Source organism: Nonomuraea sp. B19D2 (assembly GCF_040137845.1).
Classification (GTDB): Bacteria; Actinomycetota; Actinomycetes; order Streptosporangiales; family Streptosporangiaceae; genus Nonomuraea.
This window is the reverse complement of sequence record NZ_JBEFAK010000017.1, coordinates 1-22335: the sequence shown is the minus strand read 5'-3', so window position 1 is coordinate 22335 and position 22335 is coordinate 1. Positions and strand designations below refer to the sequence as shown.

21 protein-coding genes are annotated in these 22335 nt (G+C 69.9%); 10 read left to right on the top strand and 11 right to left on the bottom strand.

Going from position 1 to position 22335, the window contains the following annotated elements; all coding sequences use genetic code 11:
• Nucleotides 1-24: 24 nt before the first annotated feature.
• The gene (locus ABN273_RS28915; protein WP_349452191.1) at nt 25-2721 is read left to right on the top strand and encodes an ABC transporter substrate-binding protein; all 2697 of its coding nucleotides are present in this window, start codon (nt 25-27) and stop codon (nt 2719-2721) included.
• Nucleotides 2722-2777: 56 nt separating this feature from the next.
• On the opposite strand, the gene ABN273_RS28910 is transcribed toward ABN273_RS28915, so the two are convergent.
• Nucleotides 2778-3566, bottom strand: coding sequence for a thioesterase family protein (locus ABN273_RS28910; protein ID WP_349452190.1), 789 nt, complete (start codon nt 3564-3566; stop codon nt 2778-2780).
• A gap of 74 nt (nt 3567-3640) precedes the next feature.
• On the opposite strand from ABN273_RS28910, the gene ABN273_RS28905 reads away from it, so the two are divergent.
• Nucleotides 3641-4333, top strand: coding sequence for a TetR/AcrR family transcriptional regulator (locus tag ABN273_RS28905; protein WP_349452189.1), 693 nt, complete (start codon nt 3641-3643; stop codon nt 4331-4333).
• On the opposite strand, the gene ABN273_RS28900 is transcribed toward ABN273_RS28905, so the two are convergent.
• On the bottom strand, nt 4330-5157 hold the full coding sequence (locus tag ABN273_RS28900; RefSeq protein ID WP_349452188.1) for a nuclease-related domain-containing protein: 828 nt from the start codon (nt 5155-5157) through the stop codon (nt 4330-4332). The two genes, ABN273_RS28905 and ABN273_RS28900, sit on opposite strands and share 4 nt — an antisense overlap.
• A gap of 205 nt (nt 5158-5362) precedes the next feature.
• On the opposite strand from ABN273_RS28900, the gene ABN273_RS28895 reads away from it, so the two are divergent.
• Nucleotides 5363-5653: a hypothetical protein gene (locus tag ABN273_RS28895; protein ID WP_349452187.1), complete on the top strand. Its 291-nt coding sequence runs from the start codon at nt 5363-5365 to the stop codon at nt 5651-5653.
• 7 nt (nt 5654-5660) lie between these two features.
• Entirely contained in the window at nt 5661-6023 is a 363-nt protein-coding gene (locus ABN273_RS28890) for a DUF5130 family protein (protein ID WP_349452186.1), read from the top strand.
• Nucleotides 6024-6046: 23 nt separating this feature from the next.
• Here the strand turns inward: ABN273_RS28890 and ABN273_RS28885 are convergent, their stop codons facing one another.
• The 3 genes from ABN273_RS28885 to pepN form a co-directional block, all read right to left on the bottom strand.
• A complete protein-coding gene (locus ABN273_RS28885) occupies nt 6047-6997 on the bottom strand; it encodes a hypothetical protein (protein ID WP_349452185.1) in 951 nt (316 codons plus the stop codon).
• A 39-nt stretch (nt 6998-7036) separates the two neighbouring features.
• Nucleotides 7037-8326 (bottom strand): serine/threonine-protein kinase, encoded by a 1290-nt coding sequence (locus ABN273_RS28880; protein ID WP_349452184.1) that lies wholly within the window; start codon nt 8324-8326, stop codon nt 7037-7039.
• A gap of 106 nt (nt 8327-8432) precedes the next feature.
• Nucleotides 8433-10997 carry an aminopeptidase N gene (gene pepN, locus ABN273_RS28875; RefSeq protein ID WP_349452183.1) on the bottom strand — a complete coding sequence of 855 codons (2565 nt, stop codon included), beginning with the start codon at nt 10995-10997 and terminating at the stop codon, nt 8433-8435.
• A 63-nt stretch (nt 10998-11060) separates the two neighbouring features.
• On the opposite strand from pepN, the gene ABN273_RS28870 reads away from it, so the two are divergent.
• Together ABN273_RS28870 and ABN273_RS28865 are read left to right on the top strand one after the other, a co-directional pair.
• Nucleotides 11061-11708, top strand: coding sequence for a mycothiol-dependent nitroreductase Rv2466c family protein (locus ABN273_RS28870; protein WP_502911147.1), 648 nt, complete (start codon nt 11061-11063; stop codon nt 11706-11708).
• A gap of 127 nt (nt 11709-11835) precedes the next feature.
• Complete coding sequence (locus tag ABN273_RS28865; RefSeq protein ID WP_349452181.1) at nt 11836-13239, top strand: aldehyde dehydrogenase family protein; 1404 nt, start codon at nt 11836-11838, stop codon at nt 13237-13239.
• 44 nt (nt 13240-13283) lie between these two features.
• On the opposite strand, the gene ABN273_RS28860 is transcribed toward ABN273_RS28865, so the two are convergent.
• Together ABN273_RS28860 and def are read right to left on the bottom strand one after the other, a co-directional pair.
• On the bottom strand, nt 13284-14015 hold the full coding sequence (locus tag ABN273_RS28860; RefSeq protein WP_349452180.1) for an SDR family oxidoreductase: 732 nt from the start codon (nt 14013-14015) through the stop codon (nt 13284-13286).
• 9 nt (nt 14016-14024) lie between these two features.
• Nucleotides 14025-14510, bottom strand: coding sequence for a peptide deformylase (gene def / locus ABN273_RS28855; RefSeq protein WP_349452179.1), 486 nt, complete (start codon nt 14508-14510; stop codon nt 14025-14027).
• Nucleotides 14511-14601: 91 nt separating this feature from the next.
• Here def and ABN273_RS28850 point away from each other — a divergent pair, with 91 nt between their 5' ends.
• Entirely contained in the window at nt 14602-15069 is a 468-nt protein-coding gene (locus tag ABN273_RS28850; protein ID WP_349452178.1) for a ribose-5-phosphate isomerase, read from the top strand.
• On the opposite strand, the gene ABN273_RS28845 is transcribed toward ABN273_RS28850, so the two are convergent.
• Both ABN273_RS28845 and ABN273_RS28840 read right to left on the bottom strand, forming a co-directional pair.
• Nucleotides 15066-15212: a hypothetical protein gene (locus ABN273_RS28845; RefSeq protein ID WP_349452176.1), complete on the bottom strand. Its 147-nt coding sequence runs from the start codon at nt 15210-15212 to the stop codon at nt 15066-15068. The two genes, ABN273_RS28850 and ABN273_RS28845, sit on opposite strands and share 4 nt — an antisense overlap.
• Before the next feature lie 15 nt (nt 15213-15227).
• Complete coding sequence (locus ABN273_RS28840; RefSeq protein WP_349452175.1) at nt 15228-16457, bottom strand: GNAT family N-acetyltransferase; 1230 nt, start codon at nt 16455-16457, stop codon at nt 15228-15230.
• 118 nt (nt 16458-16575) lie between these two features.
• Between ABN273_RS28840 and ABN273_RS28835 the strand changes: the two genes are divergently transcribed.
• Nucleotides 16576-17691, top strand: coding sequence for a PP2C family protein-serine/threonine phosphatase (locus tag ABN273_RS28835; protein ID WP_349452174.1), 1116 nt, complete (start codon nt 16576-16578; stop codon nt 17689-17691).
• Nucleotides 17692-17968: 277 nt separating this feature from the next.
• Nucleotides 17969-19273 (top strand): M50 family metallopeptidase, encoded by a 1305-nt coding sequence (locus ABN273_RS28830; RefSeq protein WP_349452173.1) that lies wholly within the window; start codon nt 17969-17971, stop codon nt 19271-19273.
• A 17-nt stretch (nt 19274-19290) separates the two neighbouring features.
• Here the strand turns inward: ABN273_RS28830 and ABN273_RS28825 are convergent, their stop codons facing one another.
• Together ABN273_RS28825 and ABN273_RS28820 are read right to left on the bottom strand one after the other, a co-directional pair.
• Nucleotides 19291-19524 (bottom strand): hypothetical protein, encoded by a 234-nt coding sequence (locus ABN273_RS28825; protein WP_349452172.1) that lies wholly within the window; start codon nt 19522-19524, stop codon nt 19291-19293.
• Between the two features lie 869 nt (nt 19525-20393).
• Nucleotides 20394-21656 (bottom strand): hypothetical protein, encoded by a 1263-nt coding sequence (locus ABN273_RS28820; protein ID WP_349452171.1) that lies wholly within the window; start codon nt 21654-21656, stop codon nt 20394-20396.
• Nucleotides 21657-21759: 103 nt separating this feature from the next.
• On the opposite strand from ABN273_RS28820, the gene ABN273_RS28815 reads away from it, so the two are divergent.
• A partial coding sequence (locus ABN273_RS28815; RefSeq protein WP_502911146.1) for a site-specific integrase occupies nt 21760-22335 on the top strand: 576 nt, incomplete at its 3' end.

Below are 22335 nucleotides of genomic sequence, written 5' to 3'. Positions count from 1 at the left end.
CCGAACTCGTGTTACAGAGATCAAATGAGCAACGGGGCAGTCATGCTCGACGATCCCGCCAGGATCGGCAACTTCATCCATACCTTAGACCGTCTGTGCCGCAGGCCGGCCAGGGGCGAGGGGGTCCAGGACTCGCCGCACGCCGCCAGGCAGCCGCTGCTGGCCAGGTGGCGGGAGGGGAAGGACAAGAGGCAGCACCTCGACCGCATGGGGATCCCGCTGGTCGAGCTGAGCGAGGCAGGCGACTGGCCGGAGATCCTGACGCCGCAGGGGCGGCAGGCCGTCCACGTCATCTCGCCGGGGATCCCGCGTGCGCGCCCCGACATCCAGCCGGGGGAGCCGGTGCCGGAGACCCTCTCCCGGATCGTCACCGCGCTGCGCGGCACCAGGCTCCGCTTCCCCCGCCACGAGCTGACCGCCCAGCTCGTGGCACGGCTGGCCGAGTCCGACGGAAACCCGGACCAGGCGCGCCGTGTCCTGCGCGAGTCCGACCGCAACTGGGGATGGGGCGTCGACACGGCCGACCGGGGCGCCGAGCACGTCCCTTTCCCGGTCAACCTGTTGCTCAAGCTGTTGCCCGGCTTCCTGCACGACCTGAGGCTCAGCGGGCGCGTGCCCGGCCTCGGCGGGCGCTTCCGCTGGCTGCGGCAAGCGTTGTCGCAGGACGACCCCAAGCCGCCCGGCGTCGTGGCTCTGCTCGCGGACCTGGACCCGGGCGACGAGCGGCGCGTGTCGCGACTGCTGCTGCGCGCGTTCATGGACGACCTGATCAGGCAGTACCGGCGCTCCCCGCTGCACGTGCGCGGGGCGGGCCACGTCTTCTACCCGCTCCTGCTGCTCAACGAGAACGGCGAGGGGCTCGTCGAGCTCATCGAGGAGCGGCGCGCGGACCTCGGCAGGTTCGACCCGGTCGTGGTGGTCTCGTACAAGTCCGACGCGGTTCTCCTCGAGGACGACGAGGAGCCGCTGTGGCGGCTCATCCGCTGGCGGCGCGAGCTCGTCACGGCCGAGGACCCCGCGTCCTGGCGGCGCGTGCTCGACACGCCGCTGACCATCTCGGCGCCGCCCGTTCCGTCCGACCTGTCCAGGTACGACGTCACGGACGCCACCTGGGTGCCGCCCGCCCGCGTGGCGCCCTGGTGGTCGTCGTGGACCGCCATCGCGCTGTTCTGGATGGCCCTGGCCGGCGCGGTCGGCGCGTACGCGGGCCAGACCGCCGCCTGGCACCGGACCGCCTGTGCCACCGGCCTGTGGACGCCGTGGACGGAGAGCGGCAGGCAGCTGGCCGGCACCGAGTGCGTGGGCGTGGCCGAGCCCAGTTACCTGTTCTCGCCGGGCAACGCCGAGATCCGGCAGGTCCAGGCCGTGCTCCAGCGGGAGAACGAGCGGGCCGCCCAGCTCCACGCGGCCGGCGAACGGCCGTACGTGACGATCGTCTACCTGGCGGCGCTGACCTCGACGGACCGGGACACGCTGGCCGCCGCCCGCGAGGGCCTGGCGGGCGTGGCCATCGCGCAGAAGCGGCAGAACGGCTCCGCGGGGCCCAGCGAGCCGCTCGTCCGCATCCTGCTCGCGAACGCGGGCGGCAGGATGCAGCACGGCTCGAGCATCGCCAGGCTGCTGCTGCGCTACCGCGATGAGGAGGCGCCCATCGTGGGCGTGGTCGGGCTGGACCAGAGCCGCCAGGAGACCGTCGCGGCCATCCAGGAGCTGGGCAAGGCCGGGCTACCGATGGTGGCCTCCACGCTGTCGGCCGACCGCCTCGTGAACGAGTCGCCGTTCTACTTCCAGGTGGCCCCGCAGAACTCCAGGCAGGCGTGGATGGCGGCGGCCTTCGCCGACTCGCTGGTCAAGAAGGGCGAGGTGGCGCGGAAGGCCCGGGTGTACTACTCGCATGACGTGACCGATTACTACGCCTCCAACCTCAAGAGCCGGGTTCTCGCCCGGCTCGAGGAGCGCGGCTTCGCGGTCGAGGGGTTCAGGTTCACGCCCGTCGGGGGCGCCAAGCCGGGACCCGAGGACAGGAGCGACGACGCCTACGCGGGGGAGCCCAGAGACGCCGGGGTGTCGGCGTGCGGGTTCGACGGGCTGGTGTACTTCGCCGGGCGCGGCATCCCCGACTTCGCCGAGTTCGTGAAGGGCGTGGCCGACAAATGCGGGGGCGCGCCGCCGGTCGTCCTCGGCGGTGACGACGTCACCAGGTACGTCGCCGACGTGCGGGTCAGATCGGAGGTCAGCGGCGTGGGGTACTACTACGAGTCGTTCGCCGCGGCGCCGAACAAGTGCGGCGAGCCGCAGCGCCACGACTTCTACGCGGACCTGTTCGCCACGTTCCCCTTCGAATGCAAGGAGCCGGGGCCGGGGCGGACGCTGGACGGGCACGCCGCGCTGACCTACGACGCCACGGAGACGATGATCACCGCGATCCGGCGGCTCGGCAAGGAGCGGCACCGCGTGCCGGTGAACTCGTACACCGTCTGGCGGCAGCTCGGCACCCTGTACACGCCGGACCAGAGCGGGCACGCCATCGAGGGCGCCACGGGCGCGCTCGACTTCGGCGCGGGCTCGCCCCGGCAGTACCCGCTGGACAAGGCCGTGCTGATCCTGTACGCCAAGGGCGCCGAGCGGCCCACTCAGGTGGGCGTGTGCGGCGACATCACCCGGGCCGGCCGGGGCGAGTTCTTCCCGTGGTGCGGCTCGATCCCGGAGATCTACCGCTAGACCCGCAGAGGGCCCCGTCGAAGTGCGGAGGTGGCGCCGTCACCTCCTGCCGCATATCAGAGCTGCGCGGGGAGCCGCACGGCGGCGAGCTGGGTCGACTGGCCCACCAGGCGGCCCTTGTCGTCCCAGATGTGAGCCGCCTCGTCCATGCGGTCGCCGCCGACGTCCGTGGCCGACAGCCGTACCCTGATCGGCCCGGGAGCGGGCAGCCTGCGGATGTACGCCGACAGCTGGATCGTCGGCACCCACCCGGACAGCCCCAGGTCGAACGACACGGGCGGCACCGGGTCGAGCGCCACCAGCAGGCTCAGCGGGTCCCAGTCCGAGCCGTCGGCCAGCCGCTGCCAGCTCGCGATGACGCCGCGCCTGGCGGGGGCGCCGAACGCGAAGGACAGGTGCTCGGGAACGATGCGCTCCTCGACCACGGACATCAGCGGCACGGTGAGGTCCGTGCCCGGGGGATCGGTCGGGGCCAGGAAGCACTGGTCCTCGGGAGGCAGCTCGACCGGCTCGTGCGCCGACCACCAGGGGTCCGAGTCGTCCAGCAGTCCGAGCGTGATGTGCGACTCGACGCGCGTACGGCCCTCCTGCACCAGCGCGGCCCTGACCTGGGCCACGCTCCTGCCGACCCGCAGCGTCTCCACCCGCGCCAGGGCCTCGCCGGGCTCGGGCGGCTCGATGAAGGAGCCGCTGACCGCCGTCACGTGCGGATGGCCCGCGCCCGCCGCGCTCTCGGTCGCGGCCCTGGCCAGCACGGCCAGCAGATAGCCGCCGTGCAGGCGGTTGCCGACGCTCCACTGGGCGTCCAGCACGGCATCGAACTCGCCGTCGCCGCGAGCGGTCAATGCGGTCGCTTCCCGAAAATTCCCCATAGGAGATCAGCTTGACATCGTTAACCTGACGGCGTCAACCTGAGATCATGACCACCAGACGCGTACGTGCCAGACGCGGAGAAGGCGTGCTGCTGCGGGAGGAGATCCTGCGCGCGGCGGAGGACCTGCTGGCCGAGTCGGGCAGCGAGGACGCGCTCACGCTGCGCGCGGTCGCCATGCGGGCAGGGGTGTCCACGCCGTCGGTCTACATGCACTTCGCCGACAAGGAGGCGCTCGTCGAAGCGGTGTGCATGCGGGTCTGGGGCGAGTTCGGCCGGATGTTCAGCGAGAACCTGGGCGGTGACCCGTTCATCGCCCTGGGCAAGTGCGGGCGCGCGTACGCCCGCTTCGCTCTGGAGCACCCGGTGCAGTACAGGGTGCTGATGATGCGGGCCTCATCGGGGCCGGGCGTGCCTCCGGCCGCCGCCGAGTGCTTCCGTCACATGGTGAACGCGGTCTCGGCCTGCGTGGAGACCCGCGTGCTCGAGGGCGATCCCGAGGAGGTCGCGCTGGGCCTCTGGTCGGCCGTGCACGGCTGCGTCTCCCTGCTGATCGCCCAGCCCTCGTTCCCGTGGCCGCGTGACAGGGAGGCGCTCATCGACCACATCGTGCGCATCGCCGGGTTCGGCACCGCGCTGTACTCGCGCCTGCCCCAGAAGCTGCCGCCGAGCACGCAGCTGGCCGCCGCCCTGGACGACTTCGGCGCCCGACTGGCGTCGGACGCCGGAGAGCCGGCTTAGTCGTCGCCGTACCGGGCGGGCAGGACCTGGGCGGCGATGTCGTAGATCCGGTCGATCTCGCCGTCGGTCAGCGCCCGCTCCCGCTTGGTGATCCACCTGCGGGCGCGGTCGCCCTGGTAGACGTCCACGCCGCGGATGGTCATGATCTTCCACGGCACCGGGGGGCCGTAGATGGCGAGCGAGGGCACGACCGAGACCTCGCGGCCGAACGACTTGGTGATCAGCTCGCTGGCCTGCGACGCCTCCCACTTGGCCTCGGTGAGGCGGGCCTTCTTGTCGAAGGGGCCGTGGAAGAGCTTCTTGCCCATCTGCACGCGTACCGGCAGGCGTTTGTCCCACTTCTCGGAGTCGACCGCGTACACGCCGGTCGGGCCCACCACGAGATGGTCGATCTGGGCCTCGCTGTTGGGGATCGCCCGGGCGTGAAGTGTGCGGTAGCCGCTGCGCTCGAGCTTGCGCAGCTGCGCCTCGGTGCGGCGCTCCGCCACAGACGTCCGCCGCCAGGCGGGCACGGAGGAGTGGGAACGCGCGCGATAGACCGCCTCCAGGATGGCCGCGATCACACCCGCGGTCACGCCCACCCGCCAGTCGCTCACAAGGAAGCCCACCACCACGGCGACGGCGATCGCCAGCAGCACACGGTTGCGCAGGCGGCGAAAGCGTGGTTGTTGCAGCAGGCTACGCACGTACGCGCGTTCGACCGGCGCGTACGTGGAGGTGGGCGCCGAAGGCTTCGCGGCGGCGGTCTGCTCGCTCTCTGGCCGGTCGCTCACCCAGATCGGTGACGCGTTGTGACCGTCTTCTCGCTGGTTGTCGGAGTCCACGTAACTCACCGTAGCTCGGAGATCGGAACGATTCCTAGTGTTGCCCTGTCCATAGTTTTATGGCCCAGCTCATCGTGTTCCACGCGCGTTATGCGGGTATGTTCTACATTCTTCTCTAGAGATGTCGTCTCGCTTTTGATCTTACCTGGTGGACACTCCCGGGGTGGGTCTGGCCCGGTGCGCGCATCGGGATTACGTTTCTTGTGTGCACAGCGCGGGCGAGATTCTGCTCTTCCTCATCGGGGTGTCGTTGGGGCTGTTCGTGGTGATCAGCCTGCTGGTCATGCTGCCGGGCCGCGGGGCGCAGCGCCGGATCGAGTCCGGCCCGGTGTGGCTGGGCGGCCCGTCCAGGAGCGAGCGCGGTGTCAGCACCTCGGACCTGGTGCTGACCGACCGGGTGGCGCACTGGGCGGACGTTCCGGAGCACGACTGGGTGGCCGCCGCAGAGACGGCCGAGCCCGGCAGGCACGTCGGCGGGGCCTCCGCCGGATGGTGAGGTGACGATGCGAGGACTGACCGTCGCCCAGGCCGACGACGTCAGACGGGCCATGCTCGCCGCGGAACGGCGCAGCGGGCTCCGCTTCGGGGTGTTCCTCGGGGAGCCGGTGGGCTCACGCCGTCACTTCGCCGAACGCCTGCACGCCGCACTGGGCGAGGAGGCCGGCGACGCCGTGGTGATCCTCGTGGACCTGCGCGGCCGCGCCCTGGAGATCGTGACGGGGGAGCGCGCCAGGAGGCGGCTGTCGGACGGGGCCTGCCGGTTGACGGCGATGTCGATGGCCACGGCGTTCAGCGCCGGCGACCTGGTGGGCGGCCTCCTCTACGGCATCGCCGCCCTCGCCGAACAAGCCACTGCCCGCCGCTGATCCCCACAGCCTTCGGCGCGTGGCTAGAGGCGTTCGAGGAGCCCCGCGATGTGCTCGCTGACCCCGCTCAGCAGCGTCGCCGGCTCGATCGGCGCAGACGCGATGGCCGAGAACAGCGCCGGCAGCCCAGGCAGCGGGAACCCGTCGTCCTTGAGGGCCGAGCCCCCGACGGCGTTCTTGTCGAGCGCGCCGCGGCTGCGTTCCCAGGCGTCCAGCACCTCCTCCGGCGACGGCACCCCGAACCCGTGCCCCACCGGAGCGGCGTGCCGCAACCGGACGAGCGGGGTCTCGGCGAAGGCGAGCGCCGTGCGGGCGCGGAGCTGAAGGTCGGCGCGGGGCTCCGGCGAGATCCAGTCCATGGCCGTGCACGGGTTGCGGCAGGTGGCGACGCAGACGGCGAGCGCGCCGGCCACCTGGCTGTGCTGCCGGTCGAAGTACGCGCGCCAGCCCTCGGCCGGCTCCGTGGAGACCCGCAACGTCCGGTTGGTCGCGGACTGCTCGGACTTGGTGTGGTCGCACTCCCGGTCGCCGATCACGCCGAAGCGGCTCCCCGGCGCGCTCAGCCCGTCGGGCCAGCGGACGGGGTCGCCGGCGTGGCCGAGATGGGGCTCGAAGGCCAGCAGCGGCAGGTACTCGCTGGCGATGTGGACCGCGGCGATCATCGGGCTCAGCTCGCGCCGGTGCCACCGTACGGCGATCACCTCGAGCAGCAGGCCGTACGCGGGCCGCAACGAGTCGAGCGCCCCGCGGGGCTGCTCGCGCGGCGTCTGCGGCATATGGCACGCCCGCGCGCGCCGCCGCAGCTCGGCCGGGACGCCCTTGGCCTCGGCCGCGAAGTCCTCCGCGTCGAGCGAGAGCAGCCGGTGGCCGAACTCGCACACTCCGGCGATCTCCGCGGTAGGCGCGAGCGCACCGAGGTCCGCGAAGGCATAGCGGTGGGCAAGAGCGATGAGCAGGTCACGAGTCGAGTCCACCCGACGACTCTCTCATGGCCGGCGAGCGGTTGAGAATGATCATGGACACGGGGAGCGGATGCACTGGATCTCCCCCGGCGGGCCGCTGACCGTGGGGTCGGAGGACGGGGGCGGCTCCTCGGGGCCGGGCGTGGTCGGCTCCTCGGTCGGGGGCTTGGGCTCGGAGGTGGTCGGCGTGGGGGTGGGCGTCCTGGTCGGGGTGGTGCTGACCGTGGCGCTGGGGCTCGGCACGGGCGTGGTGGTGTGGCCCGGCTTGGAGGTGGGGACGCGTCTGGCCGGAGGCGTGGAAGGCCTGGCGGCGCTCGAGGAGGGCGGCGAGGAGAGCCCGGTGACCACGGTGACGTCCACGGTCGGCGGCACCTCCTCGGTGCTCGCCTGCTGGGCGGGACGCAGCCAGATCGAGCCCGCCACGGCCGCCGACACCACCACGGCGGCGGCCATCGTGAGCACCGCCCGCAGCGCGCGGTGGGGGCGGTGCGGGCGCGGCGTGGGCTGCGGTGTGTCCGGGGCGGCCAGCGCCCTGCGGGCGGCCTCCGCCATCAGCGTGGCCGTCTGCCAGCGCCGGTCGGGCGTCTTCTCCAGCGCCCGCGACACCACCTGACGCGGCGCGGGCGGCACGTCGTCGGGCAGTCGCGGGACGGGGGAGTTGAGGTGCTTGAAGATGATCTGTACGGGCGTGTCGCCCTGGAACGGCAGCCGGCCCGTCAGGCACTCGTACGCGACGACTCCGAGGGCGTAGACGTCGACCGCGGGCGTCACCTCGCTGGCCGTGGCCATCTCGGGAGCGCAGTAGCCGGCCGAGCAGAGCATCGTGCCCGTGGCCGTCAGGTGGCCGGCAGAGACCGAATGGGCGATGCCGAAGTCGGTGAGCACCACGCCGCCGTCGGGCCTGACCATGAGGTTGGCCGGCTTGACGTCGCGGTGGACGATGCCCTGCGCGTGCGCGGCGGCCAGCGCGTCGCCGACCTCGGCGACCAGCCGCATGGCGGCCGCGGGACCGAGCGGGCCGCGCCGCAGGACACGGTCGAGCGACTCGCCCTGGATGTACTCCATGACCAGGAAGCTCACCTGGCGGCCCTCGACGTCGCAGACGCCGTAGTCGTAGACGTCGACCACGCCTGGATGCCGGAGGGTGGCCATGGCCCTGGCTTCGTTCTGGAACCGCTGGGTGAACGTCGGGCTCTCGCTCAGCGCGGGCATGAGCACCTTGACCGCCACCGCCCGCCCGAGGACCGTGTCGTCGGCATGCCACACCTCGCCCATGCCACCGCCGCCCAGGCGGCCGGCGAGCACGTAGCGATCATTGAGGGTGGTCCCCGCGCCTAGCACGTAACCGAGGCTAACACCGCACCTCAGCTGCCAACGTCAACTCGGTGAACACCGCCCCGGGCGCGAAGGGCCCCCGCCGGCGGCGGGGGCCCTCGAAAGCGGCGCGTCAGGCGGACGCGGCGTCCTTCTCCCTGTTACGCAGCGCCCGGCTGACGCCGTCGGCGCCCTCCAGGATGAGCCGCCGCAGGGCCTGCGGCGGCTGCTCGGCCTCCAGGTAGTCCTCGGCCGCCTTCACGGTCTCCGGCTCGATGAGCAGCGCGGGGAAGCACCCCACCGCGAACGTCGATGCCTGGTCGAACGTCCACTCCCGGTAGATGCGTCCCACCTCGGCGAAGTACTTCTCCCGGTACGGCTCCAGCAGCTCGGGGTGGTGCGGGTCCTGGAACCCCGTGATCGTCGTGCGCGCGATGTGGTTGGCCAGCTTGCCGCCCACCACCCGCTCCCAGGCGGCGGCCTTGGCCTCGGCCGTCGGGATCGCGGCCCGGCACAGCGCCGCCGAACGCTCACCCGTCGCCGTAGGGTCCCGCTCCAGCTCGGCGTCGATGTCGGCCTCGCCCAGCCGTCCGCCGGAGACCAGCGCGTGCGTGAGCGTCCAGCGCAGGTCGGCGTCCACGCTCAGCCCGTCGGGGACCTCGGAGCCGTCCAGGATGCGCTGCAGCACGTCGAGGTCCGCGTCGGAGACGGCCACCGGCGCGAACGCCTGCAGGAACGCGAGCTGCTGGTCGGAGCCGGGAGCGGCCGAGCCGAGCAGCGAGCGCAGCTCCGCGGCCAGCACCGCCAGGCCCTCGGGCCGCCAGGCCGGGTCGGCGTACTGCTGCGTGGCCATGCGCGCCTGCCGCAGCACCGCCTGCAGGACCGTGATGTCCTTGAGCGTGCCGGCGCCCGAGACGACCAGCTTGACGTAGTCGCGGGTGGCCATCTCGCCGTCGCGGGTCATGTCCCAGGCCGCCGACCAGCACAGGGCCCGGGGCAGCGACTCGGTGAACGCCGTGATGCCGCCGTCGACCAGCGTGCGCATCGACCGCTCGTCGAGGCGGATCTTCGCGTAGGTCAGGTCGTCGTCGTTGAGCAGCACCAGGTCCGGCTGCTCCTCGCCGACGAGCTGGGCCACGCTCGTACGGGCGCCGACCACGTCCAGCTCGACCCGCTTGGTCCGCTTGAGCTCGCCGTCCACCAGCGAGTACAGGCCGATCGCGACCCGGTGCGAGCGCAGCGTCGGGTGCTCGGCGGGCGCCTCCTGCAGCACCTCGAAGCTGGTGAAGCGGCCGCCGGACACCTCGAACGAGGGCCGCAGCGTGTTCACCCAGGAGGTCTCCAGCCACTCCTTCGACCAGGACGACAGGTCGCGGCCGGAGGTCCGCTCCAGGGCGTTGAGCAGGTCCTTCAGCTCGGTGTTGCCCCAGGCGTGCTCGGCGAAGTAGTCGCGCACGCCGGCCAGGAAGTTGTCCAGGCCGACGTAGGCCACGAGCTGCTTGAGCACCGAGGCGCCCTTGGCGTACGTGATGCCGTCGAAGTTGACCTCGACCGCCTGCATGTCCGGGATGTCCGCGGAGATGGGATGGGTCGAGGGAAGCTGGTCCTGGCGGTAGGCCCAGGACTTCTCCACGTTCGCGAACGTGGTCCACGCGCCCTTGCCCCACCTCGTGGCCTCGGCCTGGGCGAGGACGGACATGTAGGTGGCGAACGACTCGTTCAGCCACAGGTCGTCCCACCAGCGCATGGTGACGAGGTCGCCGAACCACATGTGCGCCATCTCGTGCAGGATCGTCTCCGCGCGCCGCTCGACCACCGCGTCGGTGACCCGGGAGCGGAAGACGTAGTCCTCCAGGAACGTGACACAGCCCGCGTTCTCCATGGCGCCGGCGTTGAACTCGGGCACGAAGCACTGGTCGTACTTCCCGAACGGGTAACGCACCCCGAACACCTTGTGGAAGAAGTCGAACCCCTGCCTGGTGACCTCGAGGATGTTGTCGGGGTCGAGGTGCTCGGCCAGCGAGGCGCGGCAGTAGATCCCCAGCGGGATGCCGTCGTGCTCGGCGGTCACCTTGTGGTAAGGCCCGGCCACCAGCGCGGTGATGTACGTCGACATGACCTGGGTGGGCGGGAACTCCCACCGCCTGGCCGCCGGCACCGTGCCGTGCTTGCCGCTCTGCTCGGGCAGCTCCTCGACATTGGAGACGGCGGCGTTGGAGACGACCTCCCAGTCGGCCGGGGCCAGCACGGTGAGCTGGAACGTGGCCTTGAGGTCGGGCTGGTCGAAGCAGGCGTACATGCGGTGCGCGTCGGCCGTCTCGAACTGGCTGTGCAGATAGACCTTCTTGTCCACCGGGTCGACGAAGCGGTGCAGGCCCTCGCCCGTGCGCATGTAGCTGCAGTCGGCGTCCACCCGCAGCTCGTTGGCCTCGGCCAGCGAGGGGAGCGGGAAGCGCCCCGCGTCGGCGTCGTACGCCGACACGTCGAGGTCCTTGCCGTTGAGCGTCACCTTGCGCACGTCGGCGCCGTGCAGGTCGATGAAGGTGGACTCGCCCGGGCGGCTGCTGGTGAAGCGGACCGTCGTGACGCTCTCGAAGCGCTCGTCTCCCTCCGTCAGGTCGAGTGCGACCTCGTACGACTCGACCTTCAACAGCCGGGCGCGCTCACGAGCCTCGTCCCGGGTCAGGTTGCCTGCCAAGTTGCGCTCCTTTTCACCACTTCATCGAAGTTTGCCGGTATGTACCCGTGATGGGAATATGCCGTGGACCACCTCAGGTTATGGCCACACGTGACTGAAAAGATTCCCGTGGACCTGTGGTTCGATCCTGCCTGTCCCTTCGCATGGGTGACGTCACGGTGGCTTCTCGAAGTCGAGAAAGTACGCCCCATCCAGCCGCGCTGGCGCATCATGTCCCTCTCCGTCCTGAACGAGGACAAGGACGTCCCGGACGAGTACCGCGAGTCGACCAAGCGTGCCATGGGCACCGTCCGCGTGGTGGCCGCGGCCGCGGCCAAGCACGGCGAGCAGGCCGTCGGCCCGCTCTACACCGAGCTCGGCACCCTCCTGCACAACCAGGGCCTGGGCAAGGAGCCGGAGCGCCTGCGCGAGGTCAGGGAGCGCGCGCTCGAGGCCGCGGGGCTCGAGAAGGAGCTCGCCGACGCCGCCGACTCCGAGGAGTGGGACGACGCCATCCGCGCCTCGCACAACGAGGGCATCGACCTCGTCGGCCAGGAGGTCGGGACGCCGGTCATCCGCGTCGGCGCCAACGCCTTCTTCGGACCCGTGATCACCAAGATCATTCGAGGGGAGGACGCGGGCCGGCTCTGGGACGGTGTGCTGGCTGTCACTGCGTTCGATGACTTCTTCGAGCTGAAGCGCAGCCGGACGAAGCGGCCGCAATTCGACTGACAGTCTCATTTTCCCGGGGTCAATCATCGTACGCTGACGGAAGAACGCTGCTTGCGGTGTAGAAGACTTATCCCCTTGGTCGGGATGAGCCCTCGCATCGTCCTGAGGTGCTGACAGGATGGTGGCTATGCGTCAGCTGTACATCGGCGGCTCCTGGACCGCTTCTGCGTCGGACGAGCCCATCGAGGTCGTCAACCCGGCCACGGAAGAGATCATCGACCGGGTGCCCGCGGGCTCCCCCGACGATGTCGAGGCCGCCGTGGCGGCGGCCAGGGGAGCCTTCCCCGGCTGGGCCGACATGGCCGCCGCAGAGCGCGGCAAGCTTCTCGGCGACGCCGCCGAGCTGCTGAAGCAGCGCTCCGAGGAGATCGCCAAGACCATCGCGACCGACATGGGCGCGCCGCTGGGCTTCGCGCTCAAGGTGCAGACGCTCATGCCGGCCACCGTTCTGTCGTCCTACGCGCAGATGGCCGAGAGCTATCCCCGCGAGTCGCGCATCGGCAACTCGACGGTGGTCAAGGAGCCGATCGGGGTGGTGGCGGCGATCACCCCGTGGAACTACCCGTTGCACCAGATCGTGTGCAAGGTGGGCCCGGCGCTGGCCGCCGGCTGCACCGTGGTGCTCAAGCCGAGCGAGGTGGCGCCGCTGGCGGCGTACGCGCTGGCGGAGATCTTCGCCGAGGTGGGCCTGCCCCCAGGCGTGTTCAACCTGGTCAGCGGGCGTGGACCGGTCATCGGCGAGGCCATGGCCGCCCACCCCGAGGTGGACATGGTCTCCTTCACCGGTTCGACGACGGCCGGGCGCAGGGTGGCCTCACTGGCCGCGGAGTCCGTCAAGCGGGTCGCGCTCGAGCTCGGGGGCAAGTCGGCGAACATCATCCTGCCCGACGCCGATCTGGCGCTGGCCGTCAAGGTCGGCGTGGCCAACTGCTTCGTCAACGCCGGCCAGACCTGCTCGGCCTGGACCCGCATGATCGTCCACCGCGACCAGTACGACGACGCCGTCCGGCTGGCCGTCGAGGCGGCGCGCGGCTACATCGTGGGCGACCCGTTCGACGAGTCGACCAGAATCGGCCCGCTGGTGTCCGCGATCCAGCGCGACCGCGTGGTCCGCTACATCAACCGGGGCCAGGAGGAGGGCGCCAGGCTCGTGGCGGGCGGCACCGAGCGGCCGCACGACCGGGGCTACTACGTCGAGCCCACGGTGTTCGCGGGGGTGGAACCCGGGATGACGATCGAGCAGGAGGAGATCTTCGGGCCCGTGCTGTCGCTCGTCCCGTACACGACCGAGGACGCCGCCGTCCAGATCGCCAACGGCACGAAGTACGGCCTGGCCGGGGCGGTCTGGTCCGGCGCCGAGGACCGCGCGGTCGCGGTCGCCCGGCGGCTGCGCACGGGCCAGGTGGCCATCAACGGCGGCCGGTTCAACCCGCTGGCGCCGTTCGGCGGCTACAAGCAGTCGGGCGTGGGGCGCGAGCTGGGCGAGCAGGGGCTGGAGGAGTACCTCGAGACCAAGGCCATGCAGTTGTAAGGGGCGCGCCGGAGCTGGGGCGCGCCCCCGGGAGCGGGTGCCGGTCAGACGAGCAGGCCGCCGCTGGCGATCAGGTTCTGGCCGGTGATCCAGCGTGAGTCGGGGCCGGCCAGGAAGGCGACCACGGAGGCGATGTCGTCGGGCTGCCCGAGCCGTTGCAGCGCCGTGAACGCCGCGGTCTGCGCCAGCGACTCCGGCGGATTGGTGCCCCGCAGCATGTCGGTGTCGGTGGCGCCGGACGAGACCGCGTTGACGGTGATCCCGCGCTCGCCCAGCTCCCGCGCCGCCACCTTGGCGAACTGCTCGATGGCCGCCTTGCTGCCGCAGTAGAGCGACAGGGCGGGAGCGGGCACCTGGGTGTTGAGCGTGGAGATGTTGACGATGCGCCCGCCGTCGCGCATCACCCGCGCGGCCCACTGCATGGCCAGGAAGACCGAGCGGGTGTTGACCGCGAACACCCGCTCGTACTCCTCGTCCGTGATCTCCGCCATGAGCTTCTGCCCGAGCACGGCGGCCGCGTTGTTGACCAGGATGTCGAGCCCGGGCAGCCGCGACTCGGCCGCACTGAACAACCGCGCCAGGTCCTCCTTGCCGCCCAGATCCGCCTGTACGGCGTGCGCGCCCGTCTCCTTGGCGACCTGCTCGGCGGCCTCCGCTGAGCGCTCGTAGCAGAAGACCACCTCGGCTCCGTCGGAGGTCAGCCGCTCTACGATGGCCTTCCCGATGCCCCTGGATCCCCCTGTGACCAATGCGCCTTTCCCGGAAAGTATGCTCATTCGATCAACCTATGCTCTGAGCATGATCTTGCGCGCCTCGTTTCGCGGCAGGCGATCCACGTAGAGCTTGCCGTCCAGGTGCTCGGTCTCGTGCTGGAAGCAGCGTGCCAGCGACCCGCGGGCCTTGATCCGCACCGGGCGCTGCAGCCTGTCGAGGCCCTCGACGCTCACGCCCGCGGCGCGCCCGACCGGGGCGTAGATCGGCTGGTGCGTCTGGCGATCCGGCACGGACAGGCAGCCCTCCTCGTCCACCACCTCTTCGTCGTCGTCGACGGTCAGCACCGGATTGATCATGTGGCCCTTGCGCCCGGCGATGTCGTACACGAACAGCCGCCTCGACACGCCGATCTGCGGGCCGGCCAGGCCCACGCCGTTGACCGCGTACATCGCCTGGAACATCTCCTCGATCAGCCGGCGCAGCTCGCGGTCGAAGTCCGTCACGGGGGCGGCGGGCGTGCGCAGGACCGGATCGCCGATGACGCGGATCTCACGCATGAGTCTCTACTTTCGTAAGGGGTGGAAACCGGTAGGGGTCCTTACTCTAGCCAGCGACTCTCATCGGCGGGGCCTGTGGAAGACTGGGCGGGTGCGTGTCTACATCGGTGCCGACCATGCCGGCTATGAGCTCAAGAACCACCTCGTGTCCTGGCTCAAGGACCACGGTCACGAGGTGACCGACTGCGGTCCTTTCGTCTACGACCCCGAGGACGACTACCCGGCGTTCGTGCTGCGCGCGGCCGAGGGCGTCGCGGGTGACCCCGCGAGCCTGGGGGTGGTGATCGGAGGTTCGGGCAACGGCGAGCAGATCGCCGCCAACAAGGTGCGCGGCATCCGCGCGGCCCTGGCCTGGAGCGATGAGACGGCCCGGCTGGCCCGCGAGCACAACAACGCCAACGTGATCAGCGTCGGCGCGCGCATGCACTCCACCGAGGAGGCCACCGGTTTCGTCGAGGTCTTCCTGGCCACGGCCTTCTCCGGCAGCGAGCGGCACAGCAGGCGCATCGCCCAGCTGACCACGTACGAGACGATCGGCCAGCTGCCCTCGCTGCCCTAACCCTTGCGCTTGGTCTCGCGCTTGGGCATCTCGTCGCGCAGAGGCCGCCGGTCGGCGGCCTCCTGCTGCTCCTTCGACGGTCTGGACACGTCGCGGGCACGCATGGCGACGGTCGCGGTGATCTGCAGGCTTTGCAGGGCCATGCGTCCGACTCTACGTCAGAACACCAGACCTCCCCACGGTTTCGGGCTCCACGACATCGCGGTGGCCAGCGCGCGCACCGAGCCGGGGGAGTGCTCGCGCAGCAGGCCCGCCTCCAGCGACTCCGCCAGCAGGCCGGCGCCCAGGTACGCCGAGCCGAGCGCGGACACCGGCAGCGTCACGTCCGGCTCGTCCTCGACCTGCTTGCACTCGGCGCCCGCCGGGTCGGCGGTGAGCCGCCAGCGCCCCGCGTTCCACGGGCACACGTCGTCCTCGACCTCGATCACCACGTCGACCGCCGCCGAATAGGAGCGTGCGGCCAGCGCCTTGTCCACCTCGACCACGCGTACCCACAGCTCGTCGTGCATGCTCGCGCGCAGCCGGCGCTGGTCGGCGAGCAGCGCGATCAGGGGGTCGTCCACCGGTCTGCCGCCCGACTCGACTTCGGAGACCAGGTCGCGGTCCAGGATGCTGCGCCAGAGCAGGGCGTAGGCCGCCGGGTCGGTCGCCTCCAGTTCCTGCAGCTTCAGCTCCCCGGCGGGGAGACCGTTCGCGTCCCAGCTCGCCTTGACGCGGAACAGCGCGTAGCCGCGCAGACCGCCGTCGTCCTCGGCGAGGACCGAGCGCAGCGGCCCGTTCCCGTGCTGGTCGAAGTCCTCATCGGCCAGCACGTCGTCCCAGATCGAGGGCTTGCGGTCGTAGCGTCCGGGCCGCCGGGTCGCCACGGAGGCGAACAGCCTCTCCAGGTCCGCGCGTACGTCGGCGGGGCTCGCCACCCTGATCCGGAGCGACGGGTCCGTCGGAGCGTTCCTGACGAATGCCGAGCGGGTCTTGTCGATGCGGAAGAACAGGGACTGCGAGGCACGGCCGTATCCGTAGCGGCCGTAGATGGCCGACTCGGAGGCGTACAGGGCGGCGACGCTCTCGCCGCGCTCGCGGATGTCGGCGAGCTGCCTGCGCATCAGCGCGGACAGGATGCCGCGGCGGCGGTGCGAGGGCAGCACGCTGACGCTCGTCACGCCCGCGACGGGGAGCCGCCCTCCGGGCACCGTCATCGTGAAGCTCAGGATGGAGGTGACTCCTGCGATCAGGTCGCCGTCGAAGGCCGCCAGAGTGCGGTCAAACTCGGTCTGGGGCTTCCACCGCTCCGCCTGCCGCGGGTGTGGCCGCCAGTTGAACCCCTCATCGAGCACCCGCGTGTAGGCGGGCCACTCGGATTCGTCAATCGGACGGATCGGGTACGTCATTCGTCCACGGTAGGAGCGGGCAAAGGGGGAGAGCCACCCAATATCCGTGCTTAATGATCAAGGGCTTGGTCAAGTGGGCTGCCCAAACACGGGTCAGACCGATACAGTCGGGGCCATCATGAGTTCCCGACCGGCGCCGTTGATCCCGCCACGGGTCCGTGCGGTCCTGGTGCGGGTGCCCTTTCTGGTGGCTGCTGTGCGGTTCGCCCGCCGCGGACCGCTGGCCCGCGACCGCAACCTGCTCATCACGCTGACCACGCTGGCACTCGTCATCGGGGTCCTGGCGGCGAAGGTCTCCACCGAGTGGTTCTCGCCGTCGCTGCTCATCCTGGTCACGCTGATCGGCGGCCTCCAGCTCCGGCTGCGCAGCCTGATCAAGCTGCTGGTGGCGGTCGGGGGCGCGCTCGGCTACATCGCGCTCACGCTGGGCGTGAGCCGCATCGGGCTGGGACTCACGGTGACAGTTGCGTTCACCACCGTGCTCGCCCTGCTGATGGCCCGCACCAGGGGCAAACTGGGCGTTCAGGGCCTGCGTGGCGACGCGATGCTGCTGGAGCTGCGCGACCGGCTCAAGAGACAGGGCGAGCTGCCCCCGATGCCCAAGGAGTGGGGCGCCAAGGTGGTGCTCAAGCAGGCGGGCGGGTCCTCGTTCGGCGGTGACTTCCTGGTCTCCATGCGTGACGGCAACTCCGTCGAGATCGCGCTGGTCGACGTGTCCGGCAAGGGGGTCGACGCGGGCACCAGGGCGCTGCTGCTGTCGGGCACGTTCGGCGGGCTGCTGGGCTCGGTCGACGACTTCCTGCCCGCGTGCAACACGTACCTGCACCGGCAGCGGGGCGACGAGGGGTTCGTGACCGCGGTCCATCTACGCCTCGACCTGGACACCGGCGACTACACGATCACCTCGGCCGGGCACCCGCCGGTGGTGAAGTTCGACGCGGGCACCGGGAGCTGGCAGGTCGCCTCGGCCAAGGGCGTCGTGCTCGGTGTGGTGCCCGACCTGCACTGCGAGCCCGACAGCGGCACCCTGCGCAAGGGCGACGCGCTGCTGCTGTTCACCGACGGGCTGATCGAGCAGCCCGGCCGCGACATCGACGCCGGGCTCGACCGGCTGCTCGGGGAGGCGGAGCGGCTGCTGCCCTCCGGGTTCCGCGACGGCGCGAGGGCGCTGGTCAACGCCATGGCCTCGGGGCACAACGACGACTGCGCGCTGGTGCTGATCTGGCGGCCCTAGAGGGTGCGAACTGTTCGGCAAGCGACGCGGCTACGCCGATGTCAGATCGGGCCCGGCGCCGAGGGTGGCGAGCAGGCCGCGGCGGACCAAGGGCAGGTGCTCGGCTATCAGTATCCGAATCAAGACGTCCCCTCTGCCATCACCCAGAGTGATTGTTTGGGTGTGTACTGTCAATGCCTGCAAAAGGCGCAAAGCCGTGAAGGGCGGCTCGTTCGACTACCCTGGGGCTGTCGGACCCTGCGTCCGCCCCCTGTCGTCGGTTACGGAGCGCGCATAGATGAACTGGCTCTATCTCGTGGGGATCGTCGTCTTCCTGCTCGGGCTGATGTTCTCCATCGCCCTGCACGAGATCGGCCACCTGGTGCCTGCCAAGCTTTTCGGCGTCAAGGTGACCCAGTACATGGTCGGCTTCGGCGCCACGGCCTGGTCGCGGCGGAAGGGCGAGACCGAGTACGGCATCAAGTGGATCCCGTTCGGCGGCTACATCCGCATGATCGGCATGCTCCCGCCACGCCCCGGCGACGACCCGAGCAGGCTCAGGAGCACCTCGACGGGGCCGTTCCAGGGCCTCATCGACTCGGCACGCGACGCCGCGCAGGAGGAGGTCCGTCCCGGCGACGAGGACCGGGTCTTCTACCGGAAGAAGTGGTGGCAGAAGGTCATCATCATGTCCGGCGGCCCGGCGATGAACTTCGTGCTCTCCTTCGTCTTCTTCACCATCCTGCTGGTCGGCATCGGCCTGCCCACCTTGGCCCCGATCGTGTCGCCCGACACCAACACGTGCGTGATCCCGATGTCCGAGCAGCGCAACACGTGCAAGCCCACCGACAAGCCGACCCCGGCAGCCCAGGCGGGCATGAAGCCCGGCGACCGCATGGTCTCCTTCGACAACCAGAAGATCAACTCCTGGGACGACGCCATGCGCCTGATCCGCTCCCACAGCCCCGGCCCCGTCGCGGTCGGCATCATCCGCGACGGCAAGCCGATGACGCTCAACGTCATGCTCATCGCCCAGGACCGGCCCAACCCGCAGGATCCGACGAAGATCGACAAGAACGTCGGCTTCCTCGGCGTCCTGCCCACCGAGGTCATGGAGCGGCAGAGCGTCGGCCAGGTGCTCGGCTACATGGGCGAACTGACGGGCCGGGTGGCGGGCTCGATCCTCAACCTGCCAGAGAAGATGGTCGGCGTCTGGCACGCGGCCTTCTCGGGCGAGAAGCGCGACCCCGAGGGCCCCGTCGGCGTCGTGGGCGCGGGCCGCATGGGCGGCGAGATCCTCGCCTCCGACCTGTCCAACGAGAAGAAGATCGCCATCTTCGTCAACCTGCTGGCCGGGTTCAACCTGGCGATCGGCATGTTCAACCTCATCCCGCTGCTGCCGCTCGACGGCGGCCACATCGCCGGCGGGTTGTGGGAGGGCATCAAGCGGGCGTACGCCAGGATCATGCGACGGCCGGAGCCGGCTTACGTGGACATCGCCAAGGTGCTGCCGCTGACGTACGCGATCGCGTTGGTCATGGTGATCATGGCCGGCCTGCTGCTCTACGCCGACCTGGTCAACCCGCTCACGCTGACGGGCTGACGGCCCGCCTCGGCCACTCATGACGCCTCGCTGCCGCAGATGACCTCGCCGCCGTACCAGCCCCAGATGTAGTACACCGTGGCGAAGCCGACACCGGCCGCCGCGAGCCCGATGCCGGGGCCGTACCGCCCGAAGGTGCCGGGCCCGCCGCCGCAGTCTTCCGGCCGGCCACAGGCGGGTGCCGTCGTCCAGGAGCACCACCGCCCGGCGGAACGGCCAGCCGCCCACGTGGACCTGAACCGGTACGCCATGCTGGCTCCGCTTGCGCCGGGGCATCCGGTCCAGCGCCGGGTCCCAGTAGACGCGCTGAAGGTAGCGCCGCACGGGCCCGCCGCCGACGGGCTCCGCGGTGAGGCGGAGGTAGCCGGCGAACCACCGGCCGCCCCTGGCCTCGACGGTCAGCAGCCGGGGCGCGGCCCGCCAGACCACCGCCGGCGCCCTGGCGGCGCGGAGATCGAGCAGCAGCCGCGGGCCCAGAAGCAGCAGCAGGCCGGAGACGGCCGCGAGCAGCCCCAGCAGGATGCGCGCCGGCCAGTCGCACGGCGGCGGGAACTCGCCGTCACGGCCGGGGAAGACCAGCTCGTCCGGCCGCGCCGGGTCGTAGCGGATGGCCAGGCCCGCCCCGGGGCGTCCGTACCACCGAACGCCCCACTAACCCCACCACACCACCCCGTTCCGCCCCCGGCACGATGACAACGGCCGACGGCGGGGGAAGTGCCGCGCAGGCTCAGACATCGGCGGGGGCGTCTCAGCCAAGCACTTGGACAAGCAGCAGGCCCCTCCCGGCTCGGAAGGGCCTGCTGACCTGGTCGGGGCGACAGGATTTGAACCTGCGACTTCTTGCTCCCAAACGAAGTTCCGTGATCGATTGAACTGGGCCTTTGCCCTGGTAGACGAGCGTTTAGTGTGCAGGGTTGTGCACTGCTGAGCGGGGTGATGCGCTCCTGATGTCACGCAGTTCGTCACTCTGCGCTCTCCGCCGCACTGCATTTCCCGTTCTCCGCTCGGGGTCATGACCGTGGAGCTGGCGCGCACCGATGCAGTATGCGTTGCAGTAGGCCCTCACCGGGCAGCATCCACGGCACCCGTGGATGCCTGTTGCCATGCCGAGGAAAGATGCCTAGAAGGAAGGGAGATAGTGCGGCCATCCCTCAACGGTGTGCACGTAGCCGTCATGGTCAGTGATCGTGACCGGCGCATTGACGTCCGCGAACGCGCTCGGGGACAGGTAGCGGAGGTAAACCGCGCTGATGATCGCCGCCGCGACGCTGGTTATTAGGGTTACCTTATGCCCCGCGATCTTGGCTGCCACCTGAGCCGGGGTGTTGAAGCTCATCGTCGCGAGTACAGTCCCGATGGCAGCGATCAGGACGATGGCCCCCGCCACCCTGACGTGAATCTCCTCGGCTCCCATCATCGCCCTGGCCAGCGTGTCCGCCATGCGCTGGGCGAGCATTGCCTGCCGTACCCCTGCTGCAATGAACTCGGCGACCCGGCGGTCGGCGGTGCTCATGGCTTCTGAGGACGACCAGACATCCGCCAGCGCATCGCGAACCGCAGGAAAGTCGTGACCGAAGATGGCGCGCAGTTGCTCCGCGGTGTGCCCCCACTGATTTACCGCCCTGATGAGATCTTCATCGGAGGGCACCATCATGAGCAGCCAGACCCCCGTTCCGAGAGCGAAGGCAGCGCAGATGTTCCGGGCGGTATACAGCCGCAGTAAGACGGCCTCGTCCACAGTCGCGATGTTGAGCACGACGAACTGAGTGACGGAAGCCGTCACGGCAGTGGGGATCATTCCCGCAAACCCGAAGGTGGCTCTCGAGACCTCGTCCACTCGTCCTTCTTCGGGCAGAGGGGTCCATCTCGGGATGTCCCCGTTCGTGCCCGGCGGAGCCTGGACCACCTCGATTAGCCGTCGCACGGCCGCGTTGTCGGCGGAGTAGTACTGCTCGCTGGTCTTACCCAACTTCTCCCCGATCTGCTTGGCCTCCCAGTCTCCGCGGTTCAACTCCTGCACGAACTCGTGGAGAAACTTGTCGTGCTCCTTTCGCTGCCCCTCGCCGAGAATGCTTAGAGCGTTCTCCGGAAGCGCGTACGGTGTCGCGACACCCCGAATCTTCTCCGCCGTGAACAGGAGGGACAGGTGTTCCAGACCATGATGATCGACATCGAATCCTTCATACCTTGGCATGTTCGCCTTCCCGCTCTGACTGGAGTTGCTTCGGTTCGATGGACACATCAGGGCTTGCAGCCGCGCAGCAGCATAGTCGGCTCTTGGGTGGCGCTGGTGGACGGTCATCGCCAACGCGTCGGTCACCAGCGCAGTACGCATGTGGTCAGCCATCGCCCAGCCGACGATGCGGTGGGAGAAGACGTCCAAGACGACCGCGAGGTAGATAAGCGGGTTTGAAGACGACGAAGTTCTACGCGATCATGAAGACGGGTTGGCGATCGCGCCCAGCGACCACACCGTGGAACGAGCCGTGAACGACTGGTTGTCCTACGGTCTCAACGGACGCGACGAAGACACGATCAAGCTTTACCCGAACATCTGTCGCACCCACGTGGTTCCCGGTCTGGGCAAGCGGAAGCTTCGCGACCTTCGAGCCGAAGACGGGGACAAGTGGCTCGCCGCCAAGGCCGTCACGTTGAGCACGAGAACATTGCAGATCATGCACTCGTGTCTGAACCGAGCCATCAAGCGAGCCATGGCGCGAGACAAGGTCAAGCGCAACGTCGTCGAGCTGTGCAACGTGCCCACAGGTACAGCAGGACGCCCATCCAAGGCACTGACCTTTGCTCAGGCTGACGCTGTACTCCAGGCGGCAGAGGGAACCCGCATGCACGCCTACATCGTGCTGTCCCTGCTCACTGGTGCTCGTACAGAGGAGCTGCGGGCGCTCACGTGGGACCATGTGGACCTCGATGGAGATTCGATCCTGCTGGTTAACTCGTCTCAGGCTGCGAGAGCGAGTTCTGCCAGTTCGAGGCGGGCGAGGTGGCTGGTGCGGGTCCGGTCGAGCGGGTGTCCGTTCCACCAGGCATCCAGGCGGATGAGG

What these genes read in the sequence shown, in the direction of transcription:
- ABN273_RS28835 (WP_349452174.1), top strand. Translation starts at nt 16,576, where the DNA reads ATGAGTTCCCGACCGGCGCCGTTGATCCCGCCACGGGTCCGTGCGGTC.
- ABN273_RS28830 (WP_349452173.1), top strand. Translation starts at nt 17,969, where the DNA reads ATGAACTGGCTCTATCTCGTGGGGATCGTCGTCTTCCTGCTCGGGCTG.
- ABN273_RS28840 (WP_349452175.1), bottom strand. Translation starts at nt 16,457, where the DNA reads ATGACGTACCCGATCCGTCCGATTGACGAATCCGAGTGGCCCGCCTAC.
- ABN273_RS28915 (WP_349452191.1), top strand. Translation starts at nt 25, where the DNA reads ATGAGCAACGGGGCAGTCATGCTCGACGATCCCGCCAGGATCGGCAAC.
- ABN273_RS28845 (WP_349452176.1), bottom strand. Translation starts at nt 15,212, where the DNA reads ATGGCCCTGCAAAGCCTGCAGATCACCGCGACCGTCGCCATGCGTGCC.
- ABN273_RS28825 (WP_349452172.1), bottom strand. Translation starts at nt 19,524, where the DNA reads ATGGCGTACCGGTTCAGGTCCACGTGGGCGGCTGGCCGTTCCGCCGGG.
- ABN273_RS28905 (WP_349452189.1), top strand. Translation starts at nt 3,641, where the DNA reads ATGACCACCAGACGCGTACGTGCCAGACGCGGAGAAGGCGTGCTGCTG.
- def (WP_349452179.1), bottom strand. Translation starts at nt 14,510, where the DNA reads ATGCGTGAGATCCGCGTCATCGGCGATCCGGTCCTGCGCACGCCCGCC.
- ABN273_RS28860 (WP_349452180.1), bottom strand. Translation starts at nt 14,015, where the DNA reads ATGAGCATACTTTCCGGGAAAGGCGCATTGGTCACAGGGGGATCCAGG.
- ABN273_RS28865 (WP_349452181.1), top strand. Translation starts at nt 11,836, where the DNA reads ATGCGTCAGCTGTACATCGGCGGCTCCTGGACCGCTTCTGCGTCGGAC.
- ABN273_RS28890 (WP_349452186.1), top strand. Translation starts at nt 5,661, where the DNA reads ATGCGAGGACTGACCGTCGCCCAGGCCGACGACGTCAGACGGGCCATG.